At 61.6% G+C, this 20,317-nt stretch carries 17 protein-coding genes; 9 read left to right on the top strand and 8 right to left on the bottom strand.

Going from position 1 to position 20,317, the window contains the following annotated elements; all coding sequences use genetic code 11:
• Positions 1–166: 166 nt before the first annotated feature.
• Positions 167–943 carry a secretin gene (locus tag RO069_RS02600; RefSeq protein ID WP_328185178.1) on the bottom strand — a complete coding sequence of 259 codons (777 nt, stop codon included), beginning with the start codon at positions 941–943 and terminating at the stop codon, positions 167–169.
• A gap of 359 nt (positions 944–1,302) precedes the next feature.
• Between RO069_RS02600 and RO069_RS02605 the strand changes: the two genes are divergently transcribed.
• A complete protein-coding gene (locus tag RO069_RS02605) occupies positions 1,303–2,379 on the top strand; it encodes a 3-deoxy-7-phosphoheptulonate synthase (RefSeq protein ID WP_328185179.1) in 1,077 nt (358 codons plus the stop codon).
• 16 nt (positions 2,380–2,395) lie between these two features.
• Here the strand turns inward: RO069_RS02605 and RO069_RS02610 are convergent, their stop codons facing one another.
• Entirely contained in the window at positions 2,396–3,049 is a 654-nt protein-coding gene (locus RO069_RS02610; protein ID WP_328185181.1) for a LysE family translocator, read from the bottom strand.
• Positions 3,050–3,188: 139 nt separating this feature from the next.
• Between RO069_RS02610 and RO069_RS02615 the strand changes: the two genes are divergently transcribed.
• Positions 3,189–4,634 (top strand): dihydrolipoyl dehydrogenase, encoded by a 1,446-nt coding sequence (locus tag RO069_RS02615; protein WP_328185182.1) that lies wholly within the window; start codon positions 3,189–3,191, stop codon positions 4,632–4,634.
• Positions 4,635–4,706: 72 nt separating this feature from the next.
• On the opposite strand, the gene RO069_RS02620 is transcribed toward RO069_RS02615, so the two are convergent.
• Positions 4,707–4,982, bottom strand: a complete 276-nt coding sequence (locus RO069_RS02620; protein ID WP_328185183.1) for a DUF2061 domain-containing protein — start codon at positions 4,980–4,982, stop codon at positions 4,707–4,709.
• A 264-nt stretch (positions 4,983–5,246) separates the two neighbouring features.
• Here RO069_RS02620 and RO069_RS02625 point away from each other — a divergent pair, with 264 nt between their 5' ends.
• The 4 genes from RO069_RS02625 to RO069_RS02640 all read left to right on the top strand — a co-directional run bounded on the left by RO069_RS02625 (position 5,247) and on the right by RO069_RS02640 (position 8,188).
• On the top strand, positions 5,247–5,720 hold the full coding sequence (locus RO069_RS02625; RefSeq protein ID WP_328185185.1) for a Dps family protein: 474 nt from the start codon (positions 5,247–5,249) through the stop codon (positions 5,718–5,720).
• 205 nt (positions 5,721–5,925) lie between these two features.
• On the top strand, positions 5,926–6,111 hold the full coding sequence (locus RO069_RS02630) for a hypothetical protein (protein ID WP_328185186.1): 186 nt from the start codon (positions 5,926–5,928) through the stop codon (positions 6,109–6,111).
• A 446-nt stretch (positions 6,112–6,557) separates the two neighbouring features.
• Entirely contained in the window at positions 6,558–7,214 is a 657-nt protein-coding gene (locus RO069_RS02635; RefSeq protein ID WP_328185187.1) for a YccT family protein, read from the top strand.
• A gap of 38 nt (positions 7,215–7,252) precedes the next feature.
• Positions 7,253–8,188, top strand: a complete 936-nt coding sequence (locus RO069_RS02640) for a porin (RefSeq protein ID WP_328185188.1) — start codon at positions 7,253–7,255, stop codon at positions 8,186–8,188.
• Positions 8,189–8,276: 88 nt separating this feature from the next.
• Here RO069_RS02640 and RO069_RS02645 read toward each other — a convergent pair whose 3' ends face one another.
• A complete protein-coding gene (locus RO069_RS02645) occupies positions 8,277–9,443 on the bottom strand; it encodes an NAD(P)/FAD-dependent oxidoreductase (RefSeq protein WP_328185189.1) in 1,167 nt (388 codons plus the stop codon).
• Between the two features lie 209 nt (positions 9,444–9,652).
• Complete coding sequence (locus RO069_RS02650; RefSeq protein ID WP_328185190.1) at positions 9,653–10,948, bottom strand: MgtC/SapB family protein; 1,296 nt, start codon at positions 10,946–10,948, stop codon at positions 9,653–9,655.
• A gap of 121 nt (positions 10,949–11,069) precedes the next feature.
• Here RO069_RS02650 and RO069_RS02655 point away from each other — a divergent pair, with 121 nt between their 5' ends.
• On the top strand, positions 11,070–12,140 hold the full coding sequence (locus tag RO069_RS02655) for a beta-N-acetylglucosaminidase domain-containing protein (protein WP_328185191.1): 1,071 nt from the start codon (positions 11,070–11,072) through the stop codon (positions 12,138–12,140).
• Between the two features lie 51 nt (positions 12,141–12,191).
• Here RO069_RS02655 and RO069_RS02660 read toward each other — a convergent pair whose 3' ends face one another.
• Complete coding sequence (locus RO069_RS02660) at positions 12,192–13,421, bottom strand: hypothetical protein (RefSeq protein WP_328185192.1); 1,230 nt, start codon at positions 13,419–13,421, stop codon at positions 12,192–12,194.
• An 87-nt stretch (positions 13,422–13,508) separates the two neighbouring features.
• Here RO069_RS02660 and RO069_RS02665 point away from each other — a divergent pair, with 87 nt between their 5' ends.
• Together RO069_RS02665 and RO069_RS02670 are read left to right on the top strand one after the other, a co-directional pair.
• Positions 13,509–15,479, top strand: coding sequence for a CASTOR/POLLUX-related putative ion channel (locus RO069_RS02665; RefSeq protein ID WP_328185193.1), 1,971 nt, complete (start codon positions 13,509–13,511; stop codon positions 15,477–15,479).
• Between the two features lie 184 nt (positions 15,480–15,663).
• The gene (locus tag RO069_RS02670) at positions 15,664–17,256 is read left to right on the top strand and encodes an isocitrate lyase (RefSeq protein ID WP_328185194.1); all 1,593 of its coding nucleotides are present in this window, start codon (positions 15,664–15,666) and stop codon (positions 17,254–17,256) included.
• Between the two features lie 106 nt (positions 17,257–17,362).
• On the opposite strand, the gene RO069_RS02675 is transcribed toward RO069_RS02670, so the two are convergent.
• Both RO069_RS02675 and RO069_RS02680 read right to left on the bottom strand, forming a co-directional pair.
• The gene (locus tag RO069_RS02675) at positions 17,363–18,025 is read right to left on the bottom strand and encodes a response regulator transcription factor (protein WP_328185195.1); all 663 of its coding nucleotides are present in this window, start codon (positions 18,023–18,025) and stop codon (positions 17,363–17,365) included.
• Positions 18,022–20,232 (bottom strand): sensor histidine kinase, encoded by a 2,211-nt coding sequence (locus RO069_RS02680; protein ID WP_328185196.1) that lies wholly within the window; start codon positions 20,230–20,232, stop codon positions 18,022–18,024. Before RO069_RS02680 ends, RO069_RS02675 begins: the two co-directional genes overlap by 4 nt.
• Positions 20,233–20,317 lie beyond the last annotated feature (85 nt).

The raw sequence follows: 20,317 nt of genomic DNA on the forward strand, positions 1-20,317 counted from the left end.
TGGAGCACAACCTGTGTCGCCTTGCTTCTGCGCCTTGTCCTGGTGCGTCTACGGGGCGAGGGAATTCGCGACGAACCGGGGGCAGGCGTGCCCCGGCGCTGGGGCCGGGGCGAAGGAGCGACTCGCAAGGTAGGAGCCTAAGCAGTCATCGTGCCAGGTGGCGGCTTTAGAGGATGTCGACTTTCACTTCAAACTGCTGGTTTTCCTGGCGGCTGCCGCCAACCTGGTAGGTAATGCCGGACTGCTGGCCCTGCCGGGTGGTTTCGGTGCCGCCCACGTCGACCCATTCACCGGGGGCGACCCGGCGCTGGGTGACCACCGCGTCGGTTTCATAGCCGTCCATGCCGGCGTCCGGCATGTTCTCGAACGCAGTGATGCTGAGCTCGATCTGCTGGTCGGAAATACGTTGCGGCGTAACAATAAAGCCGCTGCGGATATCCACCTGCTGGTAGATGGCCGCCGGGTTGCGTCCGCCCTGGATGGCCACCGGCAGGGTGCGCACCTGGCCGGAGCTGATATGGGCGGATTGCCCGTCCTGCACCACCACGTTCCGTTCCTGGCGGCTCTGGGTGCTGATGGTCCGGCTCTGGCCCTGGATGGTGACCACGTTGCCGTGACCGCTGCTGACACCTCCGCCGGAGCGCTTGCCCTGAACCTGGCCGCCGCTGCGGACGGTGATGCGTAGCTGCACCGGTGCCACATCCATGGTCTGGATAAGCTGCCCGATTTCATCCAGTACCTCCGGCTCACCACGGGTCACCAGTTGGCTGCCCTGGGCGGCCATGGTCAGTTCACTTTCCGGGTAGAGGGACCTGAGCTGGTCTGCCACCTCCTGGGCCGGCCGGTTTTCCAGGGTGAAGGTGCGGTTCTCGGACGCCGCCAGCGCCAGGGCGGGCAACAGGATCAGGAACAGGATCAGGGTACGGGCAGGAGTACTGGCCATGGACATCTCCGCAGAAAATTGAAGGCAGCGGTTGCAAACCGGGAAAGCCGGGGAGTATATTGTCGATCATGAATACGACTAATGCACCCTGTCAATTACAGGCGGCTCACAAGATGAGCGCCCTGACACGCCTCGCGAATGCGACGGCGGGTGTTTCCGTGTTCTTCTGGTGGTTTTTTGGTTATGGCTTTTATTTTAGCCAGAGCCGAGGCCGCCTGTAGCACACGCAAGACAGATTCAGGAAAAGGCAGCCCGGCACCGAACCCAGGCTGCCACCGGACCAAAAAGCCCCGACTGGTAGCCTCCCAGCCGGGGCTTTTTCGTTTCCAACTGGCAAAAATGAGAAGGATTTGAATAACATGAACATGCCGCTGGACGTCCGGACGACACAGGAGGCCAATCCCGTGGAAACACCTGCGGATCCGCAACCCGATCCGTCGGGGAAAATCGCCACACCCTTGCCCACACCCGCCACATTACGCCGGGACATTCCGGTGCCGGACTACCTGGCATCCCAGATCGATCAGCACCGCCAGGAGATCCGCGCCATCCTCAATGGCGATGACGACCGCCTGCTGATGGTGGTGGGGCCCTGCTCGATTCACGATGAAGTGGCCGCCCTGGAATACGGCGAGAAGCTGGCGGCGCTGGCGGACGAGGTCAGCGACCGCATGCTGATCGTGATGCGGGCCTACCTGGAAAAGCCCCGCACCACCGTGGGCTGGAAGGGCCTGCTGTACGACCCGGAGCGCACCGGCGAGGGCAACCTGGGCGAGGGGCTGGTACGCTCCCGTCGCCTGCTGGTGAACCTGGCCCACCTGGGGCTGCCCCTGGCCACCGAGGCCCTCAGCCCCCTGGCCATGGACTACCTGGACGACCTGGTGAGCTGGACCGCCATCGGCGCCCGCACCACCGAGTCCCAGATCCACCGGGAACTGGTCAGCGGCCTGCCCATGCCCACCGGCTTCAAGAACGGCACCGACGGCTCTGTCGGCGTGGCGGTCAATGCCATGAAGTCCGCTGCCCACGGTCACCACCGGCTGGGTTTCGATGCCCATGGGCAGCCGTCGATGATCACCACCCGGGGCAATCGCGATACCCACCTGGTGCTCCGGGGCGGGCGCGGTATCACCAACTACGATGCTGACAGTATCAACGCTGCCATGGAGGCCCTGACCGCCGCCGGCGTGAGTGCCGCAGTGATGGTTGACTGCAGCCATGACAACGCCTGCAAGCAGCCGGAGCGGCAGCCGGGCATCGCCCGCGAGGTGGTGGCCCAGCGCCAGGCCGGTAACCTGGCCATCAAGGGCCTGATGATCGAGAGTTTCCTGCGCCAGGGCCGGCAGGACGATGGCGATGAGCTGGCCTACGGCCTGTCCATCACCGATCCCTGCCTGGGCTGGGAAGAGACGGAAGCCCTTCTGCGGTCACTCTGATCGCCAGGAGGGAACATCAGTTCTGGGGTGGGGCGCTGTCACCGGATACGGTGGATAACAGCAGTTGCCCCGCCAGGACCAGCAGGACGCCGCCCATCAGCCGGTCCAGCCAGTGACCGAAGCGATCAAAGGCGCGCCGTACCCGGGGCAGGGTGAAGAATACCGCCACCCCGGCAAACCACAGGCCGGTGGCGATGGCCATGTAGAGCCCGTAGCCCGCCTGCACGGCAACCGGCGTACCGGGGCTGATCACCACGGAAAACAGCGACACGAAGAACAGCGTGGCCTTGGGATTCAGGGTGTTGGTCAGGAAACCCAGCCGGAAGGCCGCCGGCCCGGACTGAACCTTTGCCCCCCGGGTGTCCACATGAACACCTCCCGCCCTTGATTTCAGACACTGTATCGCAATCCAGGTCAGGTACAGTGCACCAATGACCTTCAGGATCGTAAATAACGTCAGTGACTGCTGGATCAGCAGACCGATGCCGAGCAGTGAGTAGGTCACGTGCACCAGGATGCCGAGGCCAATGCCCGTGGCGGTCAGCAATGCGTTGCGGCGACTCTGGGACAGCGCCTGGCGCAGCATGACGGCCAGGTCGGGACCCGGGCTGGCGACGGCCAGCAGGTGAACAATGGCAACGGTTGCAAATTCGGCCCAGTAGGCAGACACATCTCACCCCGCGTTTGAATTCCGGAAAAACCGGCAGCATAGAGGTAAATGTCGGTTTTCGCCACAGAATCGGGTTGAGTGACCAACAGCGCCAGCTATGTTTATAGGCGAGACCCGTAGTCCAGACAGGAGAATGCCAGTGGTCAAACGCAGCAAGGTTGATGTCGCCATCCTGGGAGCCGGTACGGCGGGCATGGGAGCCTATCGGGCGGCCCGCAAGCACACCGACAGCCTGGCCCTGATCGAATCCACCCACTACGGCACCACCTGTGCCCGGGTGGGGTGTATGCCCAGCAAGTTGCTGATCGCGGCAGCGGAAGCGGCCCACGATGCGCGCCATGCGGATCGGTTCGGGGTTCGCACCGGCGAGGTGGCCATCGACGGCCCGGCGGTGATGAAACGGGTGCGGGCGGAGCGCGACCGCTTCGTCGGTTTCGTGCTGGAGGCGGTGGAAGGCTTCCCGGAAGCCCATCGTTTCCGGGGCCATGCCCGCTTCCTGTCGCCCCATCGCCTGCGGGTGGGTGACGACCATGAAATCGAGGCGGACCGGGTTGTGATTGCCACCGGCTCCCGCCCCAACATTCCGGGCTTCCTGAAGGCGGCGGAAGACCGGCTGGTGGTGAACGACGACATCTTCGAATGGCAGGACCTGCCGGACTCCGTGGCCGTGTTCGGGCCCGGGGTGATCGGGCTGGAACTGGGCCAGGCCCTGAGCCGCCTGGGGGTACGGGTGCGGATGTTCGGCGCCGGCGGTGCCGTGGGCCCGATCCAGGACCCGGAAATCCGCCAGTGCGCGCTGGATACCTTTAACGACGAGTTCCCCCTGGACCCGGATGCCGACACCCGCAAGATCGAGCACCGACCGGATGGCGTGGCCATCACCTTCGTTGACGGAGACCGGGGCCTGGTCACGGAAACCTTCGACTACCTGCTGGCGGCCACCGGTCGACGGCCCAATATCGACGGGCTGGATATCCAGAACACCGACCTGGAACTGGACGACCGGGGCACCCCGGTTTTCGACCATTACACCCTTCGTTGTGGCGACAGCCATATCTTTATCGCCGGTGACGTCAACAACGAACTGCCGCTGTTGCACGAGGCGGCGGACGAGGGCCGTATTGCCGGCAATAATGCAGGTCAATACCCGGACGTGAGGGCCGGGTTCCGCCGGGAGCCGCTGTCGGTGGTGTTCACGGACCCGCAGATCGCCACCGTGGGCAAGACCATCCAGCAGGTGGACGAGGCCTGCCGAGGCTGCTTCGCGGTGGGGTCCGTGTCCTTCGAGGGCCAGGGGCGTAGCCGGGTGATTGGTCGCAACCGCGGACTGCTACGGGTCTATGGCGAGCATGGCACCGGCCTGTTCATGGGGGCGGAGATGTTCGGCCCGGCGGCGGAGCATATCGGCCACCTGCTGGCCTGGGCGGCACAGCAACGCCTGACCGTGTCCGCCATGCTGGATATGTCGTTCTACCATCCGGTGATTGAGGAGGGGGTGCGGACCGCGCTCCGGGACCTGAGTCATCGCCTGAGCATGGGTCCGGAGGTGGTGGAGAACTGCCTGGATTGTGGCCCGGGAGGCTGATCGGCGGGCATGAAGGAGCCGGCGCCTTGGCGCCGGCAACCCGGGCCGGCCATCGTTCGGGGGCAGGGGAGGTCAGGCCGTGGTCACACCCTGTTGGTCGTAGCCGGCGGACTGTGCCTGGCGCCGCCGTGCCCTGCTGGCCCAGATCTTCTCGTGGAAGAAGTAGGCCACGGTGTTGATGGCCGGTTCCACCATCGCGATCAGGCTGCCGATCAGGATGTCGCCGGTCAGCAGAAAGGCGACGGTGAACGCCACGGTAAAATGGGTGATGGCGAAGGTCACGGTCTTGATCAGGGAGTTGTCACCCTCCCGACCGTGGTCGTGGAAAAACAGTTTCAGAACACTCATGGCCAGCTCCCGCCTGATTGATTGAGTACACCCCCATTAAAGGACAACTGAGAATCATTGTTAAATGAATTGATTCTTGGAATCCGATAGCGGGAGTTTATTGGGCCGCAGCGCCAGGGATAAAGTTGAGGGTTATCAATTTTTCGATATTTATTGCCAAATCCTATCATGGATATTGCAAGACTCTGCTTTTGCAGGGAAAACCGCTGGGGTATATTGAACGTAATGAAGTGAGACAATCACCAAGGATCAAGGAGTTAACCTATGGGTACGAATTTCATCGGCCTCGACACGGCCAAGACGGAAAAGCTGGCGGGGACACTCAACGAACTGCTGTCGAACTACCAGATCTTCTATATGAACGTGCGTGGTTACCACTGGAATATCAAGGGCGAGAACTTTTTCGAGCTGCACGCGAAGTTCGAGGAACTCTACGACGACCTGCTGCTGAAGATTGACGAGATCGCCGAGCGCATCCTCACCCTGGGCCACCGTCCGGCCCACGCCTACAGTACCTATATCGAGCACTCCAGTGTGCCGGAGCGCAAGGATGTGTCCGATGGCAAGGAAGCGGTAGAGAACATCGTCGACAGCTTCGCCAAGCTGATTGGCAAGCAGCGGGAGCTGCTGTCACTGGCCGGTGATGCCGATGACGAGGGTACCGTCGCGTTGATGAGTGACTACATCTCCCAGCAGGAGAAGACCGTCTGGATGTATCGTAGTTACCTGGGCGAGTAAGTCGGATTCCCGAACGTCCCTTTCGCAAGACCCCTTCCCTGGCGGCCATTCGGTCGCCTTTTTTCTGACATAAATCTGCAGTTTTGTTGACCCTCTCCTGTCACATCCAGTGAATATCCTTGCCGGATATACATATCTGAAAAAGCGATATTTTATGATTTCCAGAGCAACTCTGGTTTTCGGGTTTCTGGCGGAGACGGTGGGAATGTCGGGTTGCGCGAGCGATCAGGCGTCGCATCAGGAAGGGTTGCCCAACGGCTTCAACAGCACCAATGACGACAACGCCTTCGATGACCGGTCCGATGACAAGGGGCCGGAACCGGAGGCCGTGACCACCGGGATGATCGACGGACAGCCCCACCGGACATCCGATGCTGGCGGTCGGCAATGAAGTCAGTGGTACCACAACCCTGTATGGAATCCGGTTGGTGAACCAGGACGAACGCTGATGATTTCGAAGTGATATCCCTGTAAATCCTGATTCGAAGAAATGTCAGAGCCGGAGGTTTTTATTCTCCGGATTTTTTTTGGTCTTTATTGTTTTATTTGACGTTATTTTGCGTTTCTCGATGGTTTTTAACTGATCTGTAACCTTGTTCGTTAATAATAGAGTTGAAGTTTAGGTGTCGGGGTTGTGATCGCGTCTTTCTGCAGGGCAGAACGTCTTTTGGCAACTCCAAACGACTTCAGAATGTCATGATTTGAGTTAACTTTGTTTCCGGAGCTATGCTCCGGATTTTTTTAATATCGTGGTTATTTCTGCATTGAAATAATTTTTTAATAAACAGTGTATATGATCTCTCGCGACTGAGATTTTCCTTACTGGCGTAGCTGTTCATGTGTCATTTTAATAAATTTTCTCCGGCATCTTTTTTCATATTTATGTTGGTTTTTGTTGCGCCTGTTTATGCCGACGTGACGCTTCGTCTCGGTGAGGGCGTGGATCTTAAAGCTATCAACGGTGGGCTTTCTGGGCGAGAAGGGCGTGAGATTTCCCTACGGGATGGGCCCAGTCAGATCCTTGTTGAGTATACGGCGGAACTTGGCCGGAATGACGATGACAGCGTTCTCGATACATCGGATGTTTTCGTGATTCTTTTCGAATCCGAAGACCAGTATTTGACCCTTGAGGCCCCGGATATATCTACCCGCCAGGAAATGAGGGCATTTAATAAGTCCGACGGATGGATCCTGAAGGATGCCGGTGGCAACCCCCATCCGTTCAAATCCGATGTTCTGGAGAAGGATGGGTTTCAGTTTGCCCGGAATTATGAGCAGGAGTTGTCTGATTATAACCGGGCCGGTTCCGGTGAGGCTGCTCTAGCCGGCCTGCAAGACAGTAATAACCGGTTTTTGGATAACCCTGATCGTAAAGATGAATTTCCAGTGGCCCGGGACCAGGAAATGGTGAGGGAAATGCTTCGCTATTGGTACCTGAAAGCTGATGAGAATACTAAACGTGAGATGAAGCGCTGGATGAATTCCGGCGATTAAATAAACCGACGTACCCAAACCAAATGGAGTATCAATAAATGAAGAAACTTCTCCTGGCTGTCGCTGTGACTGCCGCCGCCGGTTCCGCTAACGCCGTCACCGTATACGAGAATGATGGCTTCACCTACAAGCTCAATGGCGACCTTCAGGTTCAGCTGCGTCGGGACATCGGCGAAGACGAGAGCGAATACGTTGATTTCGACGACCTGGAGCTGAAGAACTATTTCAGCTACGACCTGAACAACGATATGACCGCCTTTGGTCGTGTGGATTTTGATTTCAAGGACGAGGCCAACGGCAAGGATAACGTCACCCCTCTGGAAGAGGCCTACGTGGGTATCCGCTACGGCGTAACCTCATTCTCCTTCGGTAAGCAGAACTTTGCTTCTGATGAGTTCGGTGTCGAGGAAGCCTATGAGGCGCCGCTGGATGAAGATCAGTTTGATGCGGTAGGCACTGATGGTGATGACACCTTCCGTGTTGATGTGGAGCTGGACAACATTTACCTGGTATCCAGTTATGAGCTGGAAGCTGAAGATAAAGGTGGCGTTGAAGGTGAGTTCTTCGACATTTTTGCCTTTGCCGACGTTGCCGGGCTGTCCCTGGGTGGCGGTTTCCAGAAGCACACCCCGCTGGGTGGTGAATCACTGGATACCTGGGGCGTGAGCGCCGGTTACGAGTTCGGTGTCTTCGGGCTTGCTGCGGACTACAGTGTCACTGATGACGGCAACACCGATCTGGATACCCAGCTGTATAACGTTGCCGCCACCCTTGATGTAACCAACACCACTGGCGTCGCGATCGGTATGCAGAATCAGGAAGAAGATAACGCCGATGACGTAACAGGCTGGTACGCCAACGTCACCTACAAGTTCCCGACCCAGAAGAACGTCAGCGTGTTTGCCGAAATCGCCGACAATGATATCGACGAGACCGACATGGGTGCCCTGGCCGGTATGCGGGTCAAGTTCTGATCGTTGGGGCACTCCAACGTTCTTGCATGAAACGTACGATTTGAGTTGACGACACTTCGCCGGGCCCCTGTGGCCCGGCTTTTTCATTTCAGGCCGGTCGCCAGTAGGCGGTCTCGTGACCGGCACTCGGGGGCTTGGGCAGGTCCAGGGGAGGCACCTGCTGGTGGAGGAACCAGCGTTCCGCCACCACCCGGCGGGTGAACCAGTGGGATTTCATCAGACTGGCGGCCAGGGGCATCTTGACCCAGTCGGGGACCTGTACCGGCGTGTCCCGGTGCATGGAGCGGGTGCCGAAGCGCCTGGCGATGGCCTCGCCGTAGGGTTGCAGGCTGCGGGCGGAGAGGTCGGGTTCAGAGCGGATGACGTTGGCGGCCATCAGCGCCGATTCCACCGCCGGGCGGATACCCTCGCCGCTCTGGTTGAAGGCCAGGCCGGCGGCATCCCCGAGCAGCATGACGCCGTCGTCCACCAGCGGTCGCTCGGCGTGGTCATAGAGCAGGTAGGCATGGTCCTTGAACTGGCCGGGCAGGTCGCCGGGAATGCGGCCCTGGGCCTGCATATGGGTGACAAAGCGCTCCAGGTGCCGGGACAGCCCGCGGGAGTCCTCACGCCCCAGCCCCACATTCAGGTGGTTGCCCTTGCGGAAGATCCAGGCGTACCCCTTCAGGTCACGGCAGAACCACAACTCCGGGCGGTCGCCCCGGGCATTGCAGGCGTCGGCCTGTTCCGGGGTCATCCCGAACTCCATCTCCCGGGCGCTGACCACGGTTTCGTGGCTGCCGGGGCCAGCCCCCAGGTAGCGTGCCACCGGACAGGCATGACCCCCGGCGCCGATGAGCAACGGGGTTTCCCAGCGTTCGTTGATCACCCAGTTGCCGTTGGCCTGTCGCAGGGCGTTGATGGGCGTGCCCAGTGCCTGGTCGGTGTGGGCCCGGCTGAGCAGATAGTGGTCAAACTCACTGCGGCGCATGCCGTAGCTGACGTTTTCGCCATGGTCGTTCTCCACCGCACGATGTCCGATCATGCCGATGCGGAAACCGCGGATGGGTTCCAGCAGGTGGTCCCGGCCGTAATCGGCGGGGTTAATCTGGAGGGCATCGAACACGGCAGGGGTGATCCAGCCGGCGCAACTCTTGTCCCTGGGAAAGTGGGACTGGTCGATCAGCAGGATACGTTTGCCGGTATTCTGCAGGGCCCACGCCAGGGTGGAGCCCGCCGGCCCGCCACCCACGATGATCAGGTCATAGTAGTCCATCAGGGCCACACCAGGCGCAATAGCGACATCGGGTCTGCTCCGGTATAGGACCCCCTGAACAGGGAAGTTGTTATTCAGAGGTTCCTTTATTCTTGTTGGTTATGCCGGACGGCCTCGGGATCAGGTTTGTCCCGTATGCCGTCCGATGCCTGAACAGTATAGAAAATGATCGCCATTTGTCACCTGTTACCTGATGGCCGGACATGGCTTCACCCTCCTCCCAACCGACTGAACCAGGCAACAACCAGGCCGGTGGCCAGGGACGCGGCCATGGGGGCACCTACCTGCCAGCCCAGACGGCGGGTGCCGATGGTGGCCGCCATGACGGATTTGACCAGGTTGTTTACCGAGGCGGCGATCACGATGCCCAGGACGGCGGTGCCGGCGGCGATACTTTCCAGGGACATGCGGGTCAGGGACAGGGTGATGGCATCCACGTCGGTAATCCCCGAGGTGGCGGCCAGCACGTAGATGCCCAGGTCTCCCAGCCACTGCCGTAGCCATTCCCCCAGCAGCAGGATGACTGTCAGCAGGACCCCGAACACCAGTGCGAATTTCAGGTCCAGCGGGTTCTGGTTCAGCTCCGGCTGTACCACCCGGATATGGTGGCGGTGCCGCACCCAGATCACCCCGGCGCAGGCATAGAGCACCACGGCCATGGCGGTGACCGGCCACACCAGTGCCGGCAACAGGGCCCGGTTGATAATGGCGCCGTAGACCAGGATGCGGGGAAACATGGTGCCGCAGGCGATCAGGATGCCGGCCGCGTACATGGGCGTCAGGCTGTCGGACAGGCGGGACTGGCGGGAGAAATGCAGGGTCAGAGCGGTGGACGAGCTTAGGCCGGCAAACAGGCTGGTAAAGAGGATGCCCTTCTCGGCACCACCTACGCGGATGGCGAAGTAGCCCACGAAGGAGACCGAGGCGATCAGCACCACCATCCACCAGATCTGGTAGGGGTTGAGGACCTCCCCCGGCCCCATGCCCTGGTCCGGCAACAGGGGCAGCATGACCACGGTGATCAGCAGCAGCTTCAGGGCGGCGCCCAGCTCGTGGGACTGGAGACGCCTTAGGACCCCGTGGATCTCCTCCTTGTTATCCAGGATGATGGCGGTAATAACGGCGGAGGCGGCGGCCACGGCCATGTCCACCGCCACCACCATGGCGCCGAAGCAGAAGGTCAGCAACAGGCCGACGATGCCGGTGATGCTGTAGTCGCCGCTGGTGGGGGCACGGGCGCGATAGGACACCAGGTTCAGGCCGACCAGACCCAGGAACATCACCGGAAAGGCCCACGCCGTCAGGGTCTGGCCCAGCAGCGCGGCAATGGCACCCAGCAGCCCGACCAGGGCATGGGTGCGGATACCGGCAATACGTTCGCCGGGTTCCCGGTTGCGGGCCTCCCAGCCCCGTTCCAGTCCGATCAGCGCCCCCAGCAGCAGGGCGACGGCGAGCTGGATGGCCACCTGGTTGCTGTCCAGGAACTGGGTTGCGAGTTCGTCCATTTTTTCTGCTTGTCCAATGGCATAGAGAGGGTGTGATACTGTTACCCGCAGTCTAGCGGATTTATCGGGTGCCTGAACGCTGTCCAACGCGGGAATGGCACAGACGTCAACGAGGACAGTCATGACCCTGCCGGATCTCGGTATTATCGAAGGTTTCTATGGACCGCTGTGGACCATGGACGAGCGACGGGCCCTGGTGCGCCGGCTCAGGCCACACGGCTATGGCTTCTACCTATATGCCCCCAAGGCGGATCCCTACCTGCGGCGCTGCTGGGAGCAGGACCATCCCGAGCACCAGGCCCGGGAACTGGCGGCGTTCGCCGGCTTCTGCCGGGAGCAGGGGGTGCGCTTCGGCATCGGCCTGAGTCCGTTCGAGATCTTCAACCGGTTCGACGATGCCGCCCGCCAGGCGCTGGCCCGCAAACTGGCGTTCCTGGACGGCATGGGCATCGACGAGCTGGCGATCCTGTTCGATGACATGCACAGCGACACCCCGGAGCTGGCCCGTACCCAGGCGGAGATCATGCGCTGGGTGATGGCTCATTCCGGGGCAAAGCGTTTCATCATGTGCCCCAGCTACTATTCCGACGACACCGTGCTGGACCGGGTGTTCGGCCAGCGCCCGGACGACTACCTGGCGGTGCTGGGGGAGGCCCTGGATCCCGCCGTGGACGTGTTCTGGACCGGCGAGGAAGTTTGCTCCCGGGAGATCTCCCCGGGGCACCTGCGCCGGGTGGCTGGGCAGCTCCGCCGCAAGCCGTTGCTGTGGGACAACTACCCGGTCAACGACGGTGAACGCATGTCCCGGCACCTGCACCTGCGCGGCTTCACCGGGCGCCCGGCGGCCAATGCCGGGGAGATCGCCGGCCACGCCATCAACCCCGCGCTGCAGCCCACGCTGACCGCCATCCCGGCCCTGACCCTGGCACAGAGCTACGGCCAGGGAGAAGACTATTGCTATGGCCAGGCCTTCCGGACCGCCGCCCGGGAGGTGGTCGGTCCTGACCTGGCAGAGCAACTGCTGGCGGACCTGCTGGTGCTGCAGGACGCGGGCCTCCACCGCATCAGCGAGGACCGGATGGCCAGCCTGAAGGCCGCCTACGGCAAGGTGGATCACCCGGCGGCCCGGGAAATCCTGCGCTGGCTGGCCGGGGAGTACCAGGTGACCGATGAGATGGTGCAGACCCAGTAGGTAGTATCAACCAGGGCCACTATTCAACGTTCAGTCCACATCGGGGGATGTTTACAACGGCCAGTGGAGTTGCAGGTTGCCGCCCCCGAAGCCTGCGGTGTGCAGGTAGAAGGTGGGGTTGATAGTCAGCACGGCGTTATCGGAGGCCGATAGCTGAATATCGATGGGCAGTGCCAGCTTGCCGAGAAAGCCGGAGTGGTGGAGGTCGTCTTCCTGCTCAAAGGATTGCCGGATATCCGGTGCGCTCAGGTAGAGCCCCGGGCTGATGACGGTGTTGGGGGCGGCCTGCACGGAGAATTCGCCGAACAGGGTGGGTTCCCGGCGGCGGATGTCCCCCTCGTCATCCAGTGACCGGCCGAAGAAGCCGTTTTCATCCAGCCGCACGTAGGCCAGGCCGATGGTGGGCGTCAGTCGGTGGCTGGTCAGGGTGGCGGAGCCCAGGGCCTTCAGGTGGTCCCGGTCAAAGCTCGCCGGGCGACTGCCGTCGTCCCCCTGCAACAGGTACTCGCGCCGGGTGCGTTCGCCCTCGATATGCAGTTCCAGCAGCCAGGTGCCCTGGTATTGTCGGTGGGTGAAAGCCGCGCGGAGGCTTTCATTGTCCACGGTCAGGTCTTCCTGGCGGCTGATGAACCGTGATTCGGGGGACAGGCTCAGGGACACGGTGGTGCCGCCAAGGTCGCCGGCTCCCTGCCGGTGCCATTGCAGGAAGAAGGTCTGGGGTTTGTCCTCGAAGGTATCCTGGGTGTCGGTCTTGTCGTTGAAATAGGCATCCGGAAGTATCCAACTGGCGTGGATCCAGCTATCGTCGGTCAGGTGGTGGCGGGCGCTGAAGTACACATCCGCTTCCGACTTGTCCGAGAAGACGTCACCCTGCAGCCAGATTTCCGAATGGTCCCCCAGGTTTTGCCGGAAGCCGACCAGTTGCCGGTCGTAGGCGCCGTCCAGGTCCTCGCTGCGCTGGATGTCCAGCAGGAAGCCGTTACGGCCCTCCCGGAACTCAAAGTCCTGGCGGAACCGGACATCGTAGTACAGGCGGTCACTGCTGACGCTGCCGGCGGTGCCCCGAATGCCATCGTCGGTGACGCCGGGGGTGGCTAACCGGTGGCGGAAGGTCAGTTCGTGGAGGAAGCGTTCCGTGTCGTAGGTCTCGTCCCGGCCCATGACCACCGCGTCCGCACGCCAGGGCTGGGGCACGTGAGCGGTGTCGGCGACCACAGTCGTCGCCAGTGTAAGGCCCAGGCAGGCCGTCAGCAGGTTGGTATGCCGGTGTGGTCCGGGCATGGTGGGCGCTCACCTCCAGGATGAACTTTAATTTATGCTAGGGGACGACATGACATTGCGCAAACGAACTGTCACAGAAGGGCATCCATGCTTCCATTCCGCATAGTGGATCGGATCAAGTTTGTGGTTGAGCGCCAACTGGTCAAGGGCGCCGGTTTCCAGCTTCTGGTGGTGGCCGCGTTTATCGCGACCATCTCCCTGGTGGGCGGGATCCTAGTGGTGCCTCTGGACGGGGAGTTCGACCATGTGGGCAATGCCATCTGGTGGGCGTTCCTGAGACTGACCGATCCCGGCTACCTGGGGGATGATGTGGGCGCCTGGCAGCGGTTCGTGTCCACCTTACTGACGGTCAGTGGCTACGTGGTGTTCATGGGTACCCTGGTGGCCATCCTGACCCGCTGGCTGATTGCCCGGATGAATGAGCTGGAGCGGGGATTGACGCCGGTCACCCTGAAGAACCATATCGTGGTTCTGGGCTGGACCAGCCAGACCCTGCCGCTGCTCTCCGAGTTGCTGGGGTCCACCGGGCGCATGCGCCGTTTCCTGGAAAAACACGACACCTCGCGGCTGAACCTGGTGGTGCTGACCGAGGAGGCCAGCGCCGCACAGGTCCACGAGCTGCGGACCGAACCGGGCATCGGGGCCCGGGCCCGCCAGGTGATCCTGCGATCCGGGCTGCCGATCCAGCCGGATGCCCTGCACCGTGTGGCCTGCCTGGACGCGGCGGCGGTGATCGTGCCCAGTGCCGCCCACGAGGCCACCAGTCTGCTCACCGCCGACGTGGAGACCGTCAAGGCGCTGTTGTCCATCGCCGCCCAGGCCCGTCACTACCGTACCGGACTGCCCTTCGTCGTCGCTGAACTGCAGGATATCCGCAAGCTGCCGGTGGTGGAGCGGGCCTATCCGGGGCCCGTGGAGGTGGTGGCCGGTGACGCCACCATCAGCCGGCTAATGGTGCAGAACCTGCTCCATCCCGGCCTGTCGGAGGTCTACAACGAACTGTTGGCCGGTGAGGGCGGCAACGAACTCTATATCCGCAGTGGCGACTCGGTGGCTGGGCTGGCACTGGGGGAACTGGCGGCACAGCGCCCTGCGGTCATCGTGCTGGGCATACTCAAACCGGACGGAGCGGGCTGGCAGGTGAACCTGGCGCCGCCGTCGGACACCCGGGTCGGTGCCGATGACCGGGTGGTGATGATGGCCCGCAACTACAGCGAAACCGAGGCCGACGGCCGCCAGCAGGCGCTGCCCGCCATTGGCCGGCCAGGAGCAGCGGCTCGCCCCCATCCCGTAACGGGAGCGCAGCACCGTGTGCTGGTGCTGGGCTGGAACCGCCGTGTGCCCAGCATGGTGGCTGAGATGGCTAGCTACCCGGGGAAGGGCTTCGAGGTGGATGTGGTGTCGGTGCTGCCGACGGCGGAACGGGAATGGGCCATCGACCGCTACTGTGGGCCGGATCTGGCGGTGCCCTGCCGTCACATCGAGGCGGACTACATGGTGGAGGAGGAGCTGCGTCGCACCATCCCGTCCCGCTACGACAGCATCGTGCTGGTGAGCAGTGACCGGCTGACATCCGGGGAGGAGGCGGATGCCCGCGCCATGGTGGGCTACCTGCAACTGGAGGATATCCTTCTCGAGAGTGAGCGTCGGCCCCAGCTCATCATGGAACTGAGTGACCCGGACAACCGCCAGCTGCTCTACGGTCACCAGAGCGAGATGATGATCAGCTCCATGATCCTCAGTCACGTGCTGGCCCAGGTGGCCCTGAGGCGGGAGCTGCGGGCCGTTCTGGATGAACTGTTTACGGCCGGCGGCGCGGAGATCCAGTTTCGGGACCCGGACGACTACCCGCTGCCGGCCAGCACGGACTTCCATGTGCTCGAGAAGACCCTGGCGAGCGGGGGCGAGGTGGCGCTGGGGGTCTATCGTGCCCGGGCCGACGACAGGGGGCACCGGCTACAGTTGAATCCGCCCCGGCGGGAGTACCTGGAACTGCAACCGGGAGACCGGCTGGTGGTGCTGGCCCTTACTTCCACCAGCGGTGGCGAGGTCTTGTAAGTCAGGGGGTTAGGGGGAATATACGTATATTCACCAGAAAAATGCCGGAAATAGATAATATAAATTTCAATTATGCGAGCGGAATGTCTAAAGTATGGCGCAATCTTCGGTGATCTGCTCAAATTTTGAGCGGGATGCTGGTTCACTGAATGATCCTCAACCCTAAACAGCAAGGACTGAGACCATGCCTTACGCACAAGACGTTGACCAGATTGCTTCCATCCTGAAGCAGAACCCGACCTGGAACGCCATCAATCCGAAGCACGCCGCCCGCATGCGCGCCCAGAACAAGTTCAAGACTGGCCTGGACATCGCCAAGTACACCGCCAAGATCATGCGCGAGGACATGGCGAACTACGACAAGGACACTTCCCAGTACACCCAGTCCCTGGGCTGCTGGCACGGCTTCATCGGTCAGCAGAAAATGCTGTCCATCAAGAAGCACTTCGGTTCCACCAAGCGTCGCTATCTGTACCTGTCCGGCTGGATGGTAGCCGCCCTGCGCTCCGAGTTCGGCCCGCTGCCGGACCAGTCCATGCACGAGAAGACCGCCGTATCCGGCCTGATCGAAGAGCTGTACACCTTCCTGCGTCAGGCTGACGCCTGGGAACTGAACCACCTGTTCCGTGCCCTGGAAGAAGCCGAAAACGCCGGTGACACCGCCAAGGCCGAAGAGCTGATCAAGCAGATCGACAACCACGAAACCCACGTGGTACCCATCATCGCCGACATCGACGCCGGTTTCGGTAACGCCGAAGCGACCTACCTGCTGGCCAAGAAGATGATCGAAGCCGGTGCCTGCTGCATCCAGATCGAGAACCAGGTGTCCGACGAGAAGCAGTGTGGTCACCAGGACGGCAAGGTAACCGTTCCCCACGCCGACTTCCTGTCCAAGATCAACGCCGTTCGTCTGGCGTTCCTGGAGTTGGGTGTGGATGACGGTGTTATCGTTGCCCGTACCGACTCCCTGGGTGCCGGCCTGACCCAGAAGCTCGCCGTTACCAACGAGCCGGGCGACCTGGGCGACCAGTACAACAGCTTCCTCGACGGCGACTATATCGAAGACGCTTCCGAGATCAACAACGGCGACGTTGTGATCAAGTCCGACGGCAAGCTGATGAAGCCCAAGCGTCTGGCTTCCGGCCTGTTCCAGTTCCGTCCGGGTACCGGCGAAGACCGCGTTGTGCTGGACTGCATCACCAGCCTGCAGAACGGTGCCGACCTGCTGTGGATCGAAACCGAGAAGCCCCACGTTGGCCAGATCGCCAGCATGGTTAACCGCATCCGTGAAGTAGTGCCCGATGCCAAGCTGGTCTACAACAACAGCCCGTCCTTCAACTGGACCCTGAACTTCCGTCAGCAGGTGTTCGATGCCTGGAAGGAAGAAGGCAAGGATGTATCCGCTTACGATCGCGACAAGCTGATGAGCGAAGAGTACGACAGCACCGAGCTGGCCCAGCTGGCCGACGAGTGGTGTCAGAACTTCCAGCGTGACGGTTCCCGCGAAGCGGGTATCTTCCACCACCTGATCACCCTGCCGACGTACCACACCGCGGCCCTGTCCACCGACAACCTGGCCAAGGGCTACTTCGGCGACGAAGGCATGCTGGCCTACGTTGCTGGCGTACAGCGCAAGGAAATCCGTCAGGGCATCGCTACCGTGAAGCACCAGGACATGGCCGGTTCCAACATCGGTGATGACCACAAGGAGTTCTTCGCAGGCGACGCGGCCCTGAAGGCCGGTGGTAAGGACAACACCATGAACCAGTTCGGCTAAGTCGAAGGTTCAGTTGTCTGGCGGCATCTCCCCACGGGGCGGTGACTGCCAACCGGAAAAGCCGGGGGATCCAGTCCTCCGGCTTTTTTTGTGTCCGGACGGCCTGTTACCGGTGATCGACCAGCCCCAGGCGGATAGCAGCCTGCACGGCTTCGGCCCGGCTGCGTATGGCGAGCTTGGCGTAGATGTTCTTTATGTGGTGGGCGGCGGTATGGTAGCTGACCCCGAGCCGGTCGGCGGCTTCCGCGGTGGTCATGCCGGCGGCAATGGCCGCCAGGAACTCGCATTCACGCCTGCTGAGGGATTCCGCCGCGAGCGCATCGTCCGTCATCCCCTGGTCCATGCCGGTATGCAGGCGAACCTGGTCCAGTACCCGTCGTGCCACCGGGGCCGACAGGGGCGGCTGTCCGTCCTTCAGCGCCAGCAGTGACCGGGTGATGGCCTCCCGGGGCTCCTCCTTCAGCAGATAACCGTTGGCGCCGGCCTGGAGGGCCGGAAACAGGTGGGCGTCGTCATCGTACATGGTGGTCACCACGATCTCGGACCCCGGGCAGACCTGCCGGCACTGGCGGATGAAATCCACGCCGTTGCCATCCGGCAGTCGTAGATCCACGAGGCACAGGTCCGGCAGGAATTCCGTTATCGCGGCCATCGCCGGGTGAAGGGTGGGGAAGCAGCGGATGTCGGCCTCCGGAAAAGCCGCGGCCACGGAGGTCCGTAACCAGCGCTGGGCGTCCGGAAGGTCTTCCAGGATGATAACCCGGTTCATGGCATCTCCTCTGCTATTGTGTGTCGGGCGGGCGTGACCGGAAGCGAGCACTGCAGGCCGGTGCCGCCTGACAGTGGGCAGTACCATATTGCGGTCCCGCCAATTTCGGACGCCCGTTCCCGGATGCTGTGGGTACCGACCCCGGACATGGCATCGGGGCTGATTCCCTGGCCATTATCCTGGCAGTCCACCAGCAGGTAACCCTGTTCGCTGGCCAGGAGCGTTATGTCTATGTTGCGAGCGTCAGCATGTTTCAGGGTGTTGGTGACGAACTCTCGGAGTATGCTGATCAGGTTGCGTTCGGAGCGCGGTGACAGGGCCAGGGCGGCCGCGTCGGGTTGCAGGGAGGTCACCAGCTCCACGCCAAACAGTTGGCAGCGGTCGGCGGCTTCCTGTTGCCAGCGGCTGAAACTGCGGCCCAGCAGGGTCTGCTGCTTCTGAAGGCCCTGGATGACATCACGCAATTCCCGCAAGCATTCCCGGGCCAGTTGGCCGGCCTCGGACTCTCCCGCCCGGTAAATGACCGAGAGCAGTCTTGCCCCGACGTCGTCGTGCAGGTCCCGCGCAACCCGTTTGCGTTCGTCCATGACGCCCTGCTGGAAGCGGTGGCGGTAGTTTTCCGCGTAGCGAAACAGCATGAGGGTTTGATCCACAAAGGCCAGATCATTGCGATCGAACAGCCGTTGTCCGCCATCGGCGTAGCCAAGTTCCAGGCTGTGTGGGCCGGAAGGCGCAGGCACGATCAGCCGTAATCCGCTGTCTTTGATGGCAGTGGCAGGGCTGCTGCCATCGGTCTGATTGATCTGAAGCGGCTGCAGGGTACGCTGTAAAATGGTCTGCCACTCCTGATTGATGTCCTTCTGGGTGTCAAAGGCATCGGCAATGAGCTCCGGGAGCCGGTTGGCGAAGTGGTCGCGTTTCGCCCGGGGCATTAGTCGTCTGATGAAGAACTGTCGCAGGGGAAAGTAAAGCCAGCCGGCAATGGCCAGGGTCACCAGAAGGCTGAGGGTAGTGGACATATCCAGTACAACCACCAATATGGCGTCGAAAGCGATCACCACAACCCCGCACAGAAACCAGAACCAGGCCATGAGTATCCATCGGTCCAGGTCAAACAGACGGAACCGGACAATACCCATAGCGATCCCCAGGTACGACAGCACAAACAGTATCCAGGCCCATTGCTGGTGGATGATGGAGGGATGTCCGAGTATCTGCGGCGCGACCACCAGGCTCAGATACCCGAGAACGCCTCCGAACCAGGAGAACACAAACCACTTCAGTCGGGCCCGGGCCACGGGTTCGGTACGTGTGCGACGCCATTGCGCAACGGCCAGTATGACGTCCAGCGCAGCCCAGCACATCAGGCTGAGGCGTGCGGTCAGATCCAGGCTGTTAGTCCACTGCCCCCAGTTGGCCGCGAGTATCAACGCTACCGCCGGTACCATGAAACGCTCGAAGCGCCAGCGGCCAAGGCGGGTGGGGTAATACCAGAGGAGGGTGGTTCCCGCGCCAGCGAAAAGCATGGCGCCGAACTGGTTGATGCGGGACAGGGTCAGGAAAAGCGCGGGTTCCATGGCCAGCTCCCGCGTTGTGTAGATGGCGCTGGCGATGATCGCCAATGCCAGCGCAAAGCCGGCCAGAGCATAAAATTGGGGCCCGCGTTCGTTCTGGACGAACGCCCAGGCGCCGATGCCCATCCAGAAGATAGATAGCGCGCATATAAGTTGAAACCAGAATGCCGTCGGTAGCCCTGAAAGATTGGAGGTATGAGAGGCAAAAACTGACACATAACTGGGGGTGACGACATTTGTGGCCAGTAACTGTGGCGGGTCGCCCGGGTCGATGATGGCAAATTCCGTATCCGGGGCCCGGAGCAGTTCCCAGATCTCTGTCTGGCGCTCAAAAAAACGGTTGTAGATCTCGTATACCGGTGCGTCGTCCGGTTCCGCCACGGCATCGCCGGGTTCCAGGCGAAAGAACTGGTTACCACTACGAAGGGCTATGATCTCCTGCCCTGGCTGAACCATGCCGTGCAGGCTGGAGTCCGGGGCTACGGACACCACCCGAACACCGTGAACCCCGGGTTCGGTATGGATGCCGACCCTGGGCAAATGAGTCGCCAGATAAATGGCTATCAGCGCCAGTAGAAAGCCGATGATCAGGCCGGCGGACAACAAACGCGCTGGAGGCCATTGTCTGGGCACTCGTGACGGGCTCCTATGGAAGTTTCGATGGCATTGCCACCAGTTAAGTCTGTAACCATAAGGAAATGCAAGTGCCCGGGGCAAG

The organism is Marinobacter sp. OP 3.4, assembly GCF_036224885.1.
In the GTDB taxonomy this organism is placed as follows: Bacteria; Pseudomonadota; Gammaproteobacteria; order Pseudomonadales; family Oleiphilaceae; genus Marinobacter.